Annotated in this window: 15 protein-coding genes; 7 read left to right on the top strand and 8 right to left on the bottom strand. The window is 46.9% G+C overall.

Features of this window, described 5'->3' with window-relative positions:
• Positions 1–39: 39 nt before the first annotated feature.
• From OOK74_RS13930 to OOK74_RS13900, 7 genes are all read right to left on the bottom strand, one after another.
• Complete coding sequence (locus tag OOK74_RS13930) at positions 40–396, bottom strand: YibL family ribosome-associated protein (RefSeq protein WP_278183329.1); 357 nt, start codon at positions 394–396, stop codon at positions 40–42.
• 213 nt (positions 397–609) lie between these two features.
• Positions 610–1,470, bottom strand: a complete 861-nt coding sequence (locus OOK74_RS13925) for an NAD(P)-dependent oxidoreductase (RefSeq protein ID WP_274721664.1) — start codon at positions 1,468–1,470, stop codon at positions 610–612.
• A 71-nt stretch (positions 1,471–1,541) separates the two neighbouring features.
• A complete protein-coding gene (locus OOK74_RS13920) occupies positions 1,542–2,261 on the bottom strand; it encodes a YebC/PmpR family DNA-binding transcriptional regulator (protein ID WP_166015220.1) in 720 nt (239 codons plus the stop codon).
• Between the two features lie 88 nt (positions 2,262–2,349).
• On the bottom strand, positions 2,350–2,559 hold the full coding sequence (locus tag OOK74_RS13915; protein ID WP_274721663.1) for a DUF3283 family protein: 210 nt from the start codon (positions 2,557–2,559) through the stop codon (positions 2,350–2,352).
• A gap of 165 nt (positions 2,560–2,724) precedes the next feature.
• The gene (locus OOK74_RS13910) at positions 2,725–2,922 is read right to left on the bottom strand and encodes a PA3496 family putative envelope integrity protein (protein ID WP_274721662.1); all 198 of its coding nucleotides are present in this window, start codon (positions 2,920–2,922) and stop codon (positions 2,725–2,727) included.
• A gap of 481 nt (positions 2,923–3,403) precedes the next feature.
• Positions 3,404–5,380: a replication initiator protein RctB domain-containing protein gene (locus tag OOK74_RS13905; protein ID WP_278183328.1), complete on the bottom strand. Its 1,977-nt coding sequence runs from the start codon at positions 5,378–5,380 to the stop codon at positions 3,404–3,406.
• A 285-nt stretch (positions 5,381–5,665) separates the two neighbouring features.
• Complete coding sequence (locus OOK74_RS13900; protein ID WP_278183327.1) at positions 5,666–5,863, bottom strand: hypothetical protein; 198 nt, start codon at positions 5,861–5,863, stop codon at positions 5,666–5,668.
• Positions 5,864–6,631: 768 nt separating this feature from the next.
• Here OOK74_RS13900 and OOK74_RS13895 point away from each other — a divergent pair.
• The gene (locus OOK74_RS13895) at positions 6,632–7,849 is read left to right on the top strand and encodes a ParA family protein (protein WP_274721659.1); all 1,218 of its coding nucleotides are present in this window, start codon (positions 6,632–6,634) and stop codon (positions 7,847–7,849) included.
• A gap of 7 nt (positions 7,850–7,856) precedes the next feature.
• On the top strand, positions 7,857–8,828 hold the full coding sequence (locus OOK74_RS13890; RefSeq protein WP_277206407.1) for a ParB/RepB/Spo0J family partition protein: 972 nt from the start codon (positions 7,857–7,859) through the stop codon (positions 8,826–8,828).
• Between the two features lie 74 nt (positions 8,829–8,902).
• On the opposite strand, the gene OOK74_RS13885 is transcribed toward OOK74_RS13890, so the two are convergent.
• A complete protein-coding gene (locus OOK74_RS13885) occupies positions 8,903–9,934 on the bottom strand; it encodes an ABC transporter substrate-binding protein (RefSeq protein WP_278183326.1) in 1,032 nt (343 codons plus the stop codon).
• Between the two features lie 218 nt (positions 9,935–10,152).
• Between OOK74_RS13885 and OOK74_RS13880 the strand changes: the two genes are divergently transcribed.
• From OOK74_RS13880 to OOK74_RS13860, 5 genes are all read left to right on the top strand, one after another.
• Positions 10,153–12,165 (top strand): GNAT family N-acetyltransferase, encoded by a 2,013-nt coding sequence (locus tag OOK74_RS13880; RefSeq protein ID WP_278183325.1) that lies wholly within the window; start codon positions 10,153–10,155, stop codon positions 12,163–12,165.
• Between the two features lie 279 nt (positions 12,166–12,444).
• On the top strand, positions 12,445–13,047 hold the full coding sequence (locus OOK74_RS13875; RefSeq protein WP_278183324.1) for a thermostable hemolysin: 603 nt from the start codon (positions 12,445–12,447) through the stop codon (positions 13,045–13,047).
• A 9-nt stretch (positions 13,048–13,056) separates the two neighbouring features.
• The gene (locus OOK74_RS13870; RefSeq protein WP_278183613.1) at positions 13,057–14,547 is read left to right on the top strand and encodes an AMP-binding protein; all 1,491 of its coding nucleotides are present in this window, start codon (positions 13,057–13,059) and stop codon (positions 14,545–14,547) included.
• A gap of 10 nt (positions 14,548–14,557) precedes the next feature.
• Positions 14,558–15,229 (top strand): iron-containing redox enzyme family protein, encoded by a 672-nt coding sequence (locus tag OOK74_RS13865; RefSeq protein ID WP_274721654.1) that lies wholly within the window; start codon positions 14,558–14,560, stop codon positions 15,227–15,229.
• Between the two features lie 21 nt (positions 15,230–15,250).
• Positions 15,251–16,048, top strand: coding sequence for an SDR family oxidoreductase (locus OOK74_RS13860; RefSeq protein ID WP_278183612.1), 798 nt, complete (start codon positions 15,251–15,253; stop codon positions 16,046–16,048).
• The last annotated feature ends 264 nt before the right edge of the window (positions 16,049–16,312 follow it).

Below are 16,312 nucleotides of genomic sequence, written 5' to 3'. Positions count from 1 at the left end.
CAAATGCTGGCGCTTTAAATTCAAAAAAAAACCGCAGGCTTAGAACGGCTTAGGAGCAAAACCGGTCATCACCGCCACTTGTAACGCTTTACCAATTTTGGTGGTCGGGTGAACAATCACCAAACCTTTAACCGATTTTTTCAGCTTACCAAGATCCGCTTGCTCAAGCTTAGTCAGCTCACGTGAAAACGGCATATCGGCAATCGCCTTACGCATCTTATTGAGATCGTAATCTTGCTTACCTTTAACGCTGTTGAGTCGTTTGGTTAAGGTTTCTAATTCGTCGGTGAACTTGCTGACCATCTCCGAATCGGCACGAGTTTTTGCGGCATCCAGCTTACGGCGGCAAGTATCGATGCGATTGTTAAGTTGTTGAATATCAGTTTTAAGGTTCATGATGGTCGCTCTATCGAACAGAAAGGGCGCAGAGTATAGCACGCAGTTGTGAGTTATACTCCGACAACTTTCCACCTAGCCAACATAATCTGGCTTATTGGCGCGGCAGATTACCCTATCAAGCCCTTCCACAGTATCAAACTGGCCAAATGTCACAGAATAAATAGCGCACACCACGAAGAGTTGCGATTGTTTACAGTGTAAATTCGCTGACTATTGGCTGGCCTTAATCAGCACTGAGGTATCCATCCGCCCTAGTCCTTGCTGGGAAAGTTGTTGATAAGCAGCGAGCGTACTTTCAGTCATCGGTAACTTCACGCCCAGTTGTGCCGCTTCATCAATACAAAAGCCCAAATCTTTGATCATCCAATCAATCGCAAACCCAAAATCAAATTTGTCTTGGCTCATAGTCACCGCACGGTTTTCCATTTGCCAAGAGCCCGCGGCGCCATTTTTCAAACAAGCGACCAGATTGGGGATATCCAGCCCGGCTTGCTCGGCTAAGATCAGCCCTTCTGATAAGCCATTAAGTACCCCAGCAATACAAATCTGGTTGACCATCTTAGCGCGCTGCCCCTGCCCTGCGGCTCCCATCAAAACCGAAGAACGTCCGTAAGCGGCAAAAATCGGCTGCATTTGCTCAAACAGTGCCGGCTCACCACCACACATAATGGTCAGCACGCCATTTTCCGCCCCCGCTTGCCCACCAGAAACCGGCGCATCCATAAAGCGCACATCCGCTTGCTGACAAGCGGTGGCTAACTCTTGTGCCAGCGTAGCCGAAGTTGTGGTGTGATCAATCAACACCGCACCGGCTTTCATCGCGGCTAACGCACCACTGGCCGCCGTGGTCACACTGCGCACATCGTCATCATTGCCCACACAAGTCAGCACCACATCGGCATCCGCCACACACTGCGCAATACTGGTTGCATACTGGCCAGCAAATTGTTTGCTCCACTCCACGGCTTTGGCTGTATTACGGTTAAACACCGTGACCTCAAATCCGGCCTTTTGCAGATGACCAGCCATCGGATAGCCCATCACCCCCAAACCAATAAAACTGACTTTCATCTTGTTATCCTTATTGTTTTTTTGATCCTAAAAGAAAAAACCGAGCTTTCGCTCGGCTTTTTGAGTAACGCTTATTCGATATCCGCGTTGTGGTAGACTTGCTGTACATCGTCGCAGTCATCCAGCATATCAAGAAATTTCTGGAATTTTTCTGCATCTTCACCACTCACCACAGTGCGCGTTTGTGGCACGAAAGTGATCTCTTCCACATCCAGCGTCAGATCTGGGAATGCTTCATTCAAGGCAGTTTTGACTTTGAAGAACTCAGTGTTCGGTGCAAACACGGTGATCACACCCTCTTCCAGCTCAATGTCGGTAACTTCCGCATCCGCCATCATTAGCGCTTCGAGGATCGCTTCCTCATCATCGCCTTGGAATTGGAAAACTGCTTGGTGGTCAAACATGTGCGCAACCACACCCGGTGTACCAATTTTCGCGCCGGTTTTAACAAAACATTGGCGCACATCTTGGTAAGTACGGTTACCGTTATCTGATAAACAGTCAACAATCACACTTGCACCGCCAGGACCAAAACCTTCATAACGCGCTGGTTGGTAATCTTCGCCGGCACCACCGCTGGCTTTATCCAGCGCTTTTTCAATCACGTGTGCCGGTACTTGGTCTTTTTTGGCTTTGGTGATCAGATGACGCAGCGATAAGTTCATATCCGGATCAGTACCACCGTTTTTCGCACAAACGTAAATCTCTTTACCGTATTTTGAGTAAACTTTAATTTTTGCGCCTTGAGTTTTCGCCATTGAGGCTTTGCGCACTTCAAAACTTCTTCCCATTGGGATGTTCTCTCTAATTCAATTTGTTGCGACGGATTTTAGCAGAAGGCTTGCGGTTTGCAATTTGCCACCTACTGAGCACGAGGCGCTACGCAACGCCCATCACTCTTTTGTACTTGTCTATCGACTGTTGAAACCACTGCTTTTCGCTTTCCGCAGTAAGCTTGGCTATCTGCTTAGTGATCTCTTCCGGTCCTGATTTTACCTGCTTAAGTCGCCAAACAAGGAAAGAAGCTTGTTTATCAAGTTCTACTTTGTTTTTTTCTTCTGCAGTCAGTAATGCAAGGTTGAAAGACATTAGTAAGCCTACAATCAATAAAATCGTGAGATGAAATATAACATAGGAACGCGGAAAATTAAGAGTCAAAATGTAGCTTTGGCTGCGCAAAATCAACAGAAGCGACAAAAAAATAACCCAGGGTGACTTAAGGCCACCCTGAATCGATAGCTTGGAGCGATGAGGCTAATGCAGCAGTCCTAGTTGTTTGGCTTCCTCAATTGTCAGCCCACTTTCGCGGATTTCACGCAACGTTTCGATACGGCGACGAGCCTGTGCCGACTTCACATTTTTGCTTGGGCGCAGTAACTCCATCTCTTCACTGGGATCCCATTGATTGGCAATATGGGTCATATCATCATGGTCAATTGAATTGATCGACATAAATACCTCCGAAAAACCATGCTAACAGCCCCTTATCTGTAACAAAGGAGCTTGGCTTTGTTAAGTCAATTTCATCGGTATTGTGATTATGGCACGAGTTGAGCCATTTGCTTGATCAAACGCTGGTCGGACCCAACCCGGGGGATTGTTTTGTCACGCTCAACTTGACCAGGTCGCTGGATGATTGACACATACCCGATGGCAATCACGAGCTGGCTAGCTGGAACCATGATCAAGGGATGATCGCAAAACGGATCTGCCGCAATCGCACTGAAATCTCGCGGCGAGCCAGATGATAGACAAAAAAAATAGCGAGTTATTAAAACTCGCTAAAACTAAGATAGTTAAGCCAATCGATAATCCGTCGGATGGGCAAAAGGTTGTCTATTCGTTAAGCAGTTTATTCATGCCACTGGAGTGAGATGTCAATCTTTTGTCAGCGTTTGGTCACAAAATCAGCATTAGCACAGCTGATCATCACTCAAACTTCCGCCGCCATCTCATCCAAAGCACGGAAAAGGGTCGGATCGAGATGCCCTTCTTGTACGGCTTTACACACTTTACGCCGTACAGCTAACCCGGCAATTAGCTTTTCAATCGACAGGTGCTTATGCTCATTCTGGCTATTATACAACTCCAACAATTTGCTCAAGGTCGTATATTGGATCACCTCGTTTTCAACTCGCAGCCAATCGAGCTTGTCAATCAGCTCTACGCACTCTTCTTTGATTGATGAAGGTGCATGTCCAGTCATCGCGGCTAAAGCGGTTATACTGCGTTCTAGCGCTTCTGGTGAGGTATAGCGCGATAGGGTAATAGTAATCTCATCAGCATTGATCTCCACCAGATGTTTACGCAGTTTGACCCGCCGCCCCAAGCGACCTCTTGGTGAGGGAGCTTTGCGCTGGATCGGCTCAAACTCACCATCAATAATACTCGACAGTTCAGCCAATTTTTGTTTGGAAACCAGCTCATTACGCAGTGGGTTCGGTAACGTTGGCGCCATATTACGTTTGCCTGCATTGGTAGTTTTGGCTCGTGAATAGCGCAGCACCTCTTCCACATCACACTTGATATCCACTTGATAATCGATCAGTTTGCCTTTCTCTGCGACACTTGTGACGGTTAAGTGATAACCCCATAAGTTGACCACAAACAGATCCTCACTCCCCTTCCCTTCGGAAAGACGGCGCAATTCACGGATCAGATCCATCGAGAAACGACGCCACTCAATATTTCTGGCCAATTTTTGGTTTAATTCGCTGAGCAGCATGACATCCGAGTGACGACGTGACATACGGCTACGAAAATACGAATAGAGTTGGAACACTAGCGTGTGTTGTTTCAAGATTTCCGGTGGAAACAGGAAGAAGTAATCCCTAGTCAGCAACTCTTCAAAAAATGATGGCTCCCAAACCAAGATATAGAGATTGGGCTTGATGCGGATCTCACCATCACTGCCTTCAACGGGCGCTTCTTCAGAAGCGGTAATGGTGCGCGCGAGAAAGCGAAAACGATCACTTTTGAACCCTTCAGGCATGTTTTCACTCAACCAACGCCCAGTCAGTTCATGTAATTGAAAATCGGTAAATTCGATCCGATCAATGCTATCGCGGATCGAGTCACGCGCAGGGCCACTGTCCTTTTTGCCGCGCAAAGCGAGAATGTCAGTGATATAAAGCGGGGTTTTATTCGGCGCTTGTTTAGCACTGAAATGGTAATCATCTTGGTGATGATCATGATATTGCACCGTTAAAGTAAACAGAGCAAACAAGGTCATCATATCGTCGACGGTCATAATGTTTTTTGACGATCGGGTTTCAATCACCGCGCGGGTGCCTGAAATGGAGACCATCGATTTTTGGTAACTTTTACGAGTACGCGGTGGCGCTAATGCTTGATCAATGATCCCGGCCCAGTTGGTCGGTGATACGACAAATTGATCCGCTTCATCTTTCATGGCTGGTGGCGTATTAAGCCCATGTTCGTGCAGTAAGCGTTGGTTAACTTGAGTTTGCGCTAACGCCTTAGAGCGTTTTTGTTTTTCGTTTTGCTTAACGGTTTCCGTGACTAAACTGGTCGAGCCTAATACCGAGATCAATTGATTAGGATTGATAAAGCGATGCAGCATGGTTTTGCCTGCTAATCCCTCTTCAAAACGGACTGGGATCTGTTTAAACAACCCAATCGCGACAGCGGCTCTTAAACGTTGCTGAATGGCAGCGCGGGTTAATTGTCCATCGGTTGCATCAATCAATTCAGTGGTTGACACTAAACCATCTTTGCTACGTAAGCCACGCAGTGAAATCAGGTTTAATAATTCCACGATACTTTTGGTGACACCTTTAAAGTGTTGATACTGTTCGATCCAGTCAATTGCGGCTTCAGAAACTTCAAAAAGATGGCCATCTTTGTGAGTTCTTGGCAATTTGATCAAGCGTTTTTGTTCTGAGCTCATGATTAGATCCGTATCACACTTACCGTAATATCACTATAGTTCCAAGAGGATAAAGAAAAAAAGATCATAAATAAAGAAAAATTTATTGTTTTTAAATAACTGATCTTTTTGATTTAAATGATTAATTATGATTAGAGTGATCTAATGATCCGGCTGCTATTTTTTACGCAACCCATTGTTATTTAAATAAGTTATTTTTTCACTTCAAGAAGCATGATCATCAGGGTTATGAAAGGATGATCAATGTAAGATCGAAAGCATGATCATTTAATGCTTAAAGCATGATCAACGTGATGTCGTATCAATGATCAATGCAGTCTGCCAAGCATGATCAAGGCCGCTACACAGTTTATCCACAGTGTGGATCGAATGCTCGGTGATGGATTGACCTTCTGCTGAAAATTCGGCGTTTTTAGCCACGGAAAGATGATCAAGGTGGCTGAATATTTTACCCAATTTGACCCAATTGGTGAAATTAAACATTCGATTGACCAGTAATCTGGCTGATTCGCGATGTCGCTGTAGTGAGAGCAGTACTTGAAAGCATGATCATGGTTGTTGGTTTGAGTATCCGTTTGATGTGGTTGGTCAGTTAAATCCGTAAATTTTCCCTTGTCACCGGTCAAAGCCTTATTCTATCTGACATCTACCGTAAACTAATCTTAGTTTTACATGCTTCCGATGGTCTCTCTCTCTTGATCATTGATCCATGAAAGGATCTTGTATTGATGATCTTTTTCAATTCAATTTGAGCGCTATGAGCCTCTTGATCATGTTTCCTATCGACTCGATTAGCCTTGGAAGCATGATCATGATACTGCTCTTGATCATCGTTTCGGTAATCGATAGCAGAAACGGCCGAGGGGCATTTTTATGCGATTCAGCGCTGATCTGATGTCGAGGGTAGTTAAAACAGCACTTACCGTAAGTTAGCGGCGTTATTTAATCGTTCCGTAGTATGATAACGCTGTTAAGCTTGGTGATTGGTTTTACACTGTAAATAAGTGACGTTGTAATATTTTTAATATTTGGTTTTGTTAGAGCAATCCTACAGTCTAGAAAAAGATTCATTTTGCTCAAGGTTTATCCCCTTCCGGCTCAATTGGGTTGGGTATCGCCACTTAGTGATCAATTTTCTGTTAATCGTAATATTTGCAGTATTTTGATTAATCATCCAATGTTCACCTTTTTATTGTATTTGTTTGTTAGTGCTGTACAATTGGTTTTAAGCCCTAAAAACGGAAATTGGCAATGAAAAGAGAACAGACGATAGACAATCTCTACCAACTGGCACAGCTAACCCAGCAAGTGCAAGCGGATCGGATTGAGATTGTATTAGAGGAACGCCGCGATGAGCATTTTCCGCCGATGTCGAAAGCGCTGATGGAGACACGTTCTGGCTTAACTCGACGTAAGCTTGATGAAGCGATCGCGAAGGTGGAACAGGCGGGGCATCAATTTACTAAAAATAATGCCAACCACTACTCTATCACTCTCTCTGAAGCGCATATGCTAATGGATGCGGCAGGAGTGGCGAAATTTCATCAGCGCAAAATTAACCATGACAGCAAGCCGTGGGTGATTAATGTACAGAACCAAAAAGGTGGTACAGGTAAGTCAATGACCGCGGTACATTTAGCGGCCTGTTTAGCGCTGAACTTGGATAAACGCTACCGAATTTGCCTGATTGACTTGGATCCGCAAGGCTCATTGCGCCTATTTCTTAATCCACAAATCAGTTTGGCTGAGCATACCAATATCTATTCTGCGGTGGACATTATGCTGGATAACGTGCCAGAGGGTGTGCAAGTGGATGCCGAATTCCTACGCAAAAATGTCATGTTGCCGACTCAATATCCCAATTTGAAAACCATTTCTGCGTTTCCTGAAGATGCAATGTTTAACGCAGAAGCGTGGCAATACCTATCACAAAATCAATCGCTAGACATTGTGCGTCTATTGAAAGAGAAGCTGATCGATAAGATCGCGGATGATTTTGACATCATCATGATCGATACCGGTCCACACGTTGATCCCTTGGTATGGAACGCGATGTACGCCTCTAATGCGTTATTGATCCCGTGCGCTGCGAAACGACTCGATTGGGCATCGACCGTCAATTTCTTCCAGCATTTACCGACCGTGTATGAAATGTTTCCTGAAGATTGGAAGGGGCTGGAGTTTGTCCGTTTAATGCCGACCATGTTCGAAGATGACAACAAAAAGCAGGTCTCGGTCCTGACCGAAATGAACTATTTGTTGGGTGATCAGGTGATGATGGCAACCATTCCACGTAGCCGGGCATTTGAGACTTGTGCCGATACCTACAGCACGGTGTTTGATTTGACGGTGAATGATTTTGAAGGCGGAAAAAAAACCTTAGCCACCGCGCAGGATGCGGTGCAAAAAAGCGCTTTAGAGCTAGAGCGAGTACTTCATTCCCATTGGACTTCACTTAATCAGGGGTAACTAACGAATGGCAATTAAAACTTCTGAACTGAACGCAAAACTGTTTGGGAAAGCGGATAAACGCCGAGCGACTACACCGGCTGAAGCGCAATCGGCCGCTAAAGCACAAGCTCAGTTGATTGAGCTGGCGGTGGCTGGAGAAGAGGTGGTCACATTTGAATTAATGCGGATTGCCGCCGACCAAGTGGCGGATCAGACCGTGGTATTTGCGCAAAATGCCCGTGAACAAGCCTTTTTGACCGAACATGCGCTTTCCGATGTATTAACCACCTTGCGTGAGCGAGGCCAGCAGTATCCAGCGGTAGGCCGTAAAACGGCGCAAGGCAAAATTGAAGTGCTTGATGGTAGCCGTCGCCGTATGTCTTGTATTTTGGCTGGCAAAGAGTTTTTGATTTATGTGGCCGACAACATTAATACCGAACATGCCAAATTTTTATCGGATGTTGCCAATGCCCATAAGCCTTTGTCACTTTACGAGAAAGGCAAAGAGATGCAGGCCAAACTCGATAGTGGTGAAGCGGAAGATCAAAAAGCGTTAGCCAAAATGTTTCAGTGCAGCGAAGCGTTAGTCAGTGGTGCACTCAAAGCGGCAGTATTACCGCTGGAGCTTTTGCAAGCTTACCCGAGTGTCGTGGAGTTAGGCCGTCCTACTATTGTGAAATTGCACAAGCAATTTAATGAGTTGGATCAGAACCAACGTCAACAATTGCTGGCGAAATGCCATCAAGAAAATGGTTTTGTTTGGCAGCGTTCACAAGCACAAGGGGTGGCACGTATTACCAAAGAGGTGACGGAAACCATCGAGAGTTGGATTCAAGATGTGTTACCACCGAAACGTAGTGAAACACCGAAAGTCGAGTTGATTAAAGGCCGTGCAAGCTATGCACGTAAAGGCAGTAATTTAGTGCTGAATTTGAAGAAAGTGGATGATCAACTGATGCAAGAAATTCTCGATTTTGTGCAGCACAAACTGAATTAATCGCTGTTGTTAACCATCAAGCCCGCGTAATGCGGGCTTGATGCGTATTAGCGTTTGGATTGATTAACGCGGTTTTATTGATTTCTGAGCCGCTGCCAATATTTTTCGTAGATCGCTAGAGTTTCTGGGCCGACATCATTAGTAAATTCGCCTTTCTGCATCTCAGCGCCCGATGGGAAGATGGTTGGATTATCACGTAACTCTGGTGGCAACAGCGCTCGGCCAGCCTTGGTTGCTGAAGCGTAGCCTAGGCTTTTTACGATTTCTGCTTGGTTTTCCGGTTGGTACATGAAGTTGATAAACTTGTGTGCCAATGGGATATTTTTGCTGCCAGCAGGGATGGTGAAGTTATCCATCCATAACACGGCACCTTCTTCTGGCATCACGAATTTGAGCTCCGGCATCTCTACTTGGCCTTGGTAAGCATTACCGTTCCACTGCATACCAAGCGTTGCTTCACCAGAGACATAAGGCACATGTGGCGCATCTGAGTTATACAGCAGTATATTATTTCTCAGCGCGAGCAGTGATTGATAGGCTTGTTCGATCTCTGCTTCATTGCGGCTATTGACACTAAAGCCATTGAGCTTTAACGCCATCCCAAACACATCGCGCATATCATCAATCAGCATCACTTGTTGTTGATATTGCTTATCCCACAAATCAGCCCACCGAGTAATGCCATTCGGCAGCATGGCCGAATTGTAGTAAAGAGCGGTAATTCCCCAAATGTAGGGCAATGAATAGGTGTTGTCGGGATCGTGAGCCAGACCCAGTAACGCTGGTAAGGTATCTTGCATATGCGGAATTTGCGTATGATCGATTTTGGCCAGTAGCCCTTCACGTGCCATTTTTTCGATAAAATACGCAGAGGCAAACACCACATCGTAACCTGTGCCTTTGAGCAGTTTGAGTTTGGTGTACATTGACTCATTATTCTCAAAGGTTGAATAGTTAATAGTCACCCCTTCTTGTTGCTGAAACGCTGTTAGTGACTGCTCTGGTAAATAGCCACCCCATGCATATACGTTCAGCACTGGCTGTGCATAGGCCTGACTACAAGCCATTACGGCAGAAAATATCCATCCTTTAATCAAAGTCTTCATTGCATTTTAATTCCTTTTAAGTTCAGCCGAATGCTGAGGTTAGAGTGCATAATTAGTGAATTTTTTACCTGGATAAAGCAAATATAATTTGTCGTTAAGAAAAAATATTTTGCCTTTAGCCAACATCAGTTACCTCGCTGAATCAGGGGGTTTTAGAGGTTACGTGGTTTGGCAGGGCTTGTGCTAACATGGCGCATCATTTTGGGATCGCACGTGTTATGACTCAGCCAATTACCTATTTACTGCAACTTCATCAACTCGCCACTCAAGCACATACTCGCTTTGGATGTTGGCTACGTGGCGATCGCCAATGGCAACAGCATTTACTGGGGGCATTGGTCGGTCAGTTTGCAGGCGCATCCATTTTGATGTTAGGCGATACTGAGCTAGAGGGTGTGATGGCGGTCGACTATCGGCAAGGTCAGCAATGGTTAGGACAAGAGTGCCAACTGCTGATCGTCGATTTATCGCAAGGTTGGGATGCCAATAGCTTTAATGCGGCGTTGGGTACGCTGGTCGGTGGTGGTTTACTGGTGATGATTGGCGAGGCTACATCACTCAATTGTGCCGCGCGAGCTTGGTTAGAGCAGGCGTGCCATCGCTTATTGGTGATCACTCCAGATACGGTTCCTGCTTTACCTAAGCTGCCGCCCCAAGTCTCCACCTGTGGCTATCCACAGCAAACGTTAGCCATTGAGCAAATTATCAAAGTGGTGACTGGGCACCGTAAACGGCCTTTGCTGCTGACCGCCGATCGCGGACGGGGCAAAACCAGTGCGTTAGGGATGGCGGCAGCTCAATTGATGCAGTCGCGTCCGATACAAATTTTGGTTACCGCTTCAGCTTTAGCCGCGGTTGAACCGCTATTTTTGCATGCGCAGCGTTATTTGCCGCAGGCGGAGAGCAAACGTGGTTATTTGCAGTGGCAACAATCAAGCTTGCGTTTTATTGCCCCCGATGAATTGCTGCGCACCCACCCCAAGGGCGATCTACTCTTGGTTGATGAGGCAGCAGCGCTGCCATTGCCGTTATTGCAACGCTTGGTTGAGCAATATCACCGCACGGTATTTGCATCAACCATTCATGGTTATGAAGGGTGTGGGCGTGGTTTTTCACTCAAATTTCAAAAATGGCTACACGAACAACGCCCACAAATGCGCACGCTCCACCTTGATCAGCCGATTCGCTGGGCGATGGGCGATGAGCTTGAGCGGTGGCAAAATCAAGCGTTTTTGTTGCAAAGCGAATTACCAGAGTTAACCAGTGATCACGCTGGTGCCGCGTTAACTTTTACTCGTTTAACCCGCGCGGAATGCGTTCAGCAGCCGCAACGTTTGGCGTCAGTTTTTTCACTGTTGGTCAACGCGCATTATCAAACCTCTCCGAATGATCTGTTCTCGTTACTCAATGATGAGGCGATGACGCTGTTCGTGGTGTATCAACAGCAGCAGTGTGTTGGTTGTTTACTTGCGGTGCAGGAGGGGCAGTTAGATGATCGATTAATTGACGCAATCCAATTTGGTACGCGGCGTCCGAAAGGGCATTTAGCGCCTGTCACCTTGGCGAATCAGCTCGGAATTCGTGAGGCTGCCCGTCAATCTTGCTGGCGAATTTTACGCATTGCGGTTCATCCGGCTGGTCAACGGCAGGGGATTGGTCAGCAACTGTTGAGTCAGTTTATTGCAGAGCACAAGGCGGATTACTACGCGACCAGTTTTGGTGTCACCGATGAATTATTACCATTTTGGTTAGCCAACCAATTCGTGCCACTTAAATTAGGCTCACAGCGGGATCAAGCCAGTGGCTGTTATTCGTTATTCATGGTGCGTGGTGAATCCCTGACTTGGCTTGCCCAAGCCCAACAACAGTTCAGCGCCCATTGGATTTTTGAACTCAGTGACACACTGCGCGCGCTAGAGCCCTCCATCGTTCAGCAACTATTACCAACTGGTCAGTTGACACATTATCCCCAGCCTAATTTAGCGTTGATTGAGTGTTATGCGCATGGCGGATCCAATTACGAAAGTGTCGCAGTTTGGCTATTCAGTTGGCTATTGAGTTGCGCCCCAGCCGCGCAATTGCCCATTTCTGGGCTATTGATCAGCAAAATTTTACAACGTAAGAGCTGGGCTGAATGTGCTGAACAATTTCAGTTCAGTGGTAAGCGGCAGGTTGAGCAAGCGCTGCGGGGTGAACTGTTACTCTTGCTGGCCAATTTACACTGTAAATAAGCATTTCCCCTATTCGTAAATTGTAAACTTGGCACATTATCTTCTGTGCAGATAGTGGGTGCACGCATCGTTTCTAGACATAGACGTATCGTCGCTACATGCCTTATTACGGCATAAATTCTTGCCACATAAATTGTTTTCTATGCATATCGTTGCCATGCTTAGTTGCATAGCAGTCACGACTAACTAATTTTTTTCAAACTTTGGGTTAGGTCTTAAGGGATTCTTAAGTTATGCCGTTTACTGTTGAGTTATCGAGTAAGCAAAGGGAAAACGTCAATGAAACACTTACCCTGTCTATCTGATTTCCAATTAGAGCTCATCACGGCTAACCATGCTCGTTGGCATGAGGCCACTCATCTGGTGCATGAGCGTTACCAACGCGCCTTTGATGCGCACCTGACCAGCTATATGCCCGCTTACTTGGCACTGTTGGAGCAAAATGAGATGAAATCGGTATGTGGATTTCGGATTGCTCAGCAAGAGCCGCTGTTTTTGGAACAGTATCTGGATCAACTGGCTGATCAAATCCTTAGCCAGCGTTTTGCTTGTGCAATCCCGCGCAGCAAATTGATTGAATTTGGTCATCTTGCTTCTTTTGGGCGTGGTCTCTCGGTCTATCACTTTCAACTGATCGCCCAGCAGTTAGTCGCGATGGGATTTGAGTGGTGCATTTTTACCGCGACCGATCCACTGCATGCGCTAATGCGGCGCTTTGGCTTGCAACCCAGTTTAATCGCCCAAGCTTCCCCTGAGCGTATTCCTAACGCCAGCCAAGTGTGGGGCACTTACTATCAGTATCGCCCTCGTATTTTGGCCGGTAATTTATTGCAAGGTTGTGCGCGGTTAAATCAATTATCCGTGACGCAAAAACAAGCATGAGTAAGCATGATGAATCGAATTATTCAGGCACTACACCAGAATGCTCAGCACCAACCTCATCAGTTGGCTTTTGTTGGCGACAATGCCGCACGGCAAAAGGTGAGTTTAAGTTACGCACAACTATTGGATCGAGTGCAGCAAACCGTCTCCCAGTTGCAGCAGTTGCCGGTTGATTGCATTGCCCTGCGTGCCGAAAACAGTGTCGATTGGGTAGTGTTGGATTTAGCCGCAATGGCGGCACACAAAGTCATGGTGCCGGTTCCGACATTTTTTACGGCTGAGCAGGTTGCGCATTTACTTAAGCAAGCACATGTTGAACTGTGTGTTGGCGATTGGCCTGAATTGGGCTTGGCCGCGCTGCGTTTGGCGGGTTTTTCTGCTTGGTATTATCCAGCCGAGAGTACCAGTCAGGTCTTAGCGCAAACTCAGAAAGTGACGTTTACTTCTGGCTCAACCGGTACACCGAAAGGGGTGTGTTTGAGTGAACAAAATCTAGAGCGAGTCAGCCTGTCGATTGCTGAGCAGATGAATCGCCAAATTAAGCAGCATTTAGTGATGCTGCCATTATCAACCTTATTGGAAAATGTCACTGGGATTTATGTGCCGCTCCTGCTAGGAGCGACAGTCACGGTGGTGTTTGGTGAGGAAGTCGGTTTAGCGGGCTCGAGCCAATTTTCGCCAGTGAAATTGGCTCAGGCTTTGGCGCGCTATCAGCCGGCAAGCTTAGTGTTAACGCCTGCTCTGCTTGTGGCACTGATCCGGGTGGTGCAACAAACCCCGAGCTTAGCCGCTTCATTACAGTGGGTAGCGGTCGGTGGTGCGCGAGTGGCGAGTGAGCTGATTAATACCGCCCGTCAGTTAGGGATTGCTGCGTATGAAGGCTACGGGTTATCTGAATGCGCCTCGGTAGTGAGTATGAATACTCCGCAGCATAACCAACCTGGTAGTTGTGGTAAGCCACTTGGCCACTTACAGATCCAATTTGCTGCCGATGGTGAGTTATTGGTGCGTGGTAACCAAGCATTAGGCTATATCGGTGAGCCGTTTAGCGATGAGTGGCTGGCTACCGGTGATATTGCGACGATCGATGAACACGGCTTTTTAGCGATTATTGGCCGTAAAAAAAATCTCATTATTACCCCGTTTGGGCGCAACATTGCGCCGGAATGGGTTGAATCTCATGCGCAGGTTTGGATGCCAGAGTGCCGAGTCGTGGTGGTAGGGGATGATGAATGGGGCATTACCGCGGTGATTGATCGGCGATTGCCCGATTTAGCCGCGCGTATCGAGCAGATTAATCGTCACTTGCCCGATTATGCGCAGATCCAAAGTGTCCTGTTAGTGAGTCAAGCGAGCGTTTGGCAAGCTTGGTTAACCGCCAATGGTCGACCTAAACGCGGATTGATTGAGCAAGCGTCGCGCACTGTGCGCAGCGGTTTGAATAGTGGCGATGTTGATTGGCAGTATCTGCCAGTGAATGGCACGCCTAGTCACGGTTAGGAGAATGATCATGAGTGGATTTTACCAACGTTTACAACAAGAAACCCAAGTTGCCCAGCAGCAGATGTTACAAGCCCCGGTGTTTGCTGCTTGTGCGCAGGGCAACATTAGCCTTGATCTGTACATTCGTTTTCTGACCCAAGCCTATCACCATGTCAAACATACGGTACCCTTGTTAATGGCCTGCGGTGGTCGCTTGAGTGCAGAGTATGAAGAGGTCAGAACCGCGATTGCAAACTATATTGATGAAGAAAAAGGGCATCAGGAATGGATCCTCAATGATATTCAGGCCTGTGGCGGTGATGCGCAAGCGGTACGCCATAACCAAGCTCAAGGGCAGGTTGGCTTTCCGATTGAGTTGATGGTGGCTTATCTGTATCACCAAATTGATCGGCATAATCCATTGAGTCTATTTGGGATGGTGTGGGTCTTGGAAGGCACGAGTGTGGCGGTGGGCGGCAATATCGCTCAGTTAGTCAAGCAGCAGCTCAAACTGCCAGATCATGCCATCAGTTATCTCGCTTCCCATAGTCAACTCGATCAGGACCATATTCGATTTTTTGCTGCGCTGATGGATAAAATCACCGCAGTACAAGATCAGCAAGCGATCATTGATGCCGCCAATCGCGTATTTGAACTGTATGGTCAAATGTTGCGTCAGCTCACCAGATTGGCTGAGTAAATCTCGGCTTAGGAGTTCATGATGAATATTGGTCAGCAATATGTACTGCTCACCGGAGCATCCGGTGGTATTGGTGAACAAATCGCGCATAGCTTAGCGGTGCGTGGCGCATGGTTGATTTTAGTGGCTCGCGATCGACAAAAATTGGAGCGGCTGCATCAATCACTACCAAACTCAGAAAAACATCGAGTATTGAGTGTCGATTTGACTGAGCAAACCGGTATTGAGCAATTGCAACAGTTTATCCAGCAACTAGACCAATCTCAGCCACGGATCGGAGTGATTATTAACAATGCGGGCAGCAATCAGTTTTGCCTGTTTGCACGGCGCACGCAGGCATCATGGCAGCATGAAATGATGCTCAATCTGTTGACGCCAATGCAGATCACTCATCTGGCATTGCAGTGGGTCAGTAAACCGGAGTTGATCATCAATATTGGTTCGAGCTTTGCAGCGATTGGTTATCCGGGTTACGCGGCTTATTGTGCGGCGAAGGCCGGTTTGCACCGCTTTAGTGAAGCGATGAATCGTGAGCTACAAGGCTCAGGCATAAAAGTGCTCTACCTTGCGCCAAGGGCGACCAATACGGCTTTAAATAGTCCGATGGTGCAGCAATTAAATCGAAACTTAGGCAATCACAGCGATGAGCCCGCCGTGGTGGCAGAGCAAGTCGCCAGCATCATCGACAGCGAGCAAGCGGTCGTGTGGATGGGCTGGCCGGAGAAGCTGTTAGTGCGGTTAAATCAACTATGGCCGAGCTTGATATCGCGAGCGATCAAAAAACAGCAGCCGATCCTATGGTCGTTTTTAGATCGCTAAGTTTATTTACGATCACAAGCTCAGCGATTTTATTGTGGACGCAAATGGTTGCTCACCAAAGTTGTTAAATCATCTAAGCTTTAAGTAGCTTGTTTTGGAGTGCGGAGCTCAAAGCGCGATGTTTAAAGTCCCATATTCAACATCTATATAGCCAAACCAATTGGAGTTGCAGGTAGGCGGCAAGTGAGTGAGTTCCCATGAGCATAGACAAACGATGTGATTGGGGTGAATCAACCTCGCCAACACCGCTGCCGCTGCAAGTCG

Origin of the sequence: Vibrio misgurnus, from assembly GCF_029635775.1 — a bacterium.
GTDB classification, from domain to species: domain Bacteria; phylum Pseudomonadota; class Gammaproteobacteria; order Enterobacterales; family Vibrionaceae; genus Vibrio; species Vibrio chanodichtyis.
The sequence above is the reverse complement of the archived record's forward strand: the minus strand, read 5'-3'. Positions and strand labels throughout refer to the sequence as shown.

Coding starts and splice junctions, on each gene's coding strand:
- OOK74_RS13930 (WP_278183329.1), bottom strand. CDS start 396: ATGAACCTTAAAACTGATATTCAACAACTTAACAATCGCATCGATACT.
- OOK74_RS13925 (WP_274721664.1), bottom strand. CDS start 1,470: ATGAAAGTCAGTTTTATTGGTTTGGGGGTGATGGGCTATCCGATGGCT.
- OOK74_RS13920 (WP_166015220.1), bottom strand. CDS start 2,261: ATGGGAAGAAGTTTTGAAGTGCGCAAAGCCTCAATGGCGAAAACTCAA.
- OOK74_RS13915 (WP_274721663.1), bottom strand. CDS start 2,559: ATGTCTTTCAACCTTGCATTACTGACTGCAGAAGAAAAAAACAAAGTA.
- OOK74_RS13910 (WP_274721662.1), bottom strand. CDS start 2,922: ATGTCGATCAATTCAATTGACCATGATGATATGACCCATATTGCCAAT.
- OOK74_RS13905 (WP_278183328.1), bottom strand. CDS start 5,380: ATGAGCTCAGAACAAAAACGCTTGATCAAATTGCCAAGAACTCACAAA.
- OOK74_RS13900 (WP_278183327.1), bottom strand. CDS start 5,863: ATGTTTAATTTCACCAATTGGGTCAAATTGGGTAAAATATTCAGCCAC.
- OOK74_RS13895 (WP_274721659.1), top strand. CDS start 6,632: ATGAAAAGAGAACAGACGATAGACAATCTCTACCAACTGGCACAGCTA.
- OOK74_RS13890 (WP_277206407.1), top strand. CDS start 7,857: ATGGCAATTAAAACTTCTGAACTGAACGCAAAACTGTTTGGGAAAGCG.
- OOK74_RS13885 (WP_278183326.1), bottom strand. CDS start 9,934: ATGAAGACTTTGATTAAAGGATGGATATTTTCTGCCGTAATGGCTTGT.
- OOK74_RS13880 (WP_278183325.1), top strand. CDS start 10,153: ATGACTCAGCCAATTACCTATTTACTGCAACTTCATCAACTCGCCACT.
- OOK74_RS13875 (WP_278183324.1), top strand. CDS start 12,445: ATGAAACACTTACCCTGTCTATCTGATTTCCAATTAGAGCTCATCACG.
- OOK74_RS13870 (WP_278183613.1), top strand. CDS start 13,057: ATGAATCGAATTATTCAGGCACTACACCAGAATGCTCAGCACCAACCT.
- OOK74_RS13865 (WP_274721654.1), top strand. CDS start 14,558: ATGAGTGGATTTTACCAACGTTTACAACAAGAAACCCAAGTTGCCCAG.
- OOK74_RS13860 (WP_278183612.1), top strand. CDS start 15,251: ATGAATATTGGTCAGCAATATGTACTGCTCACCGGAGCATCCGGTGGT.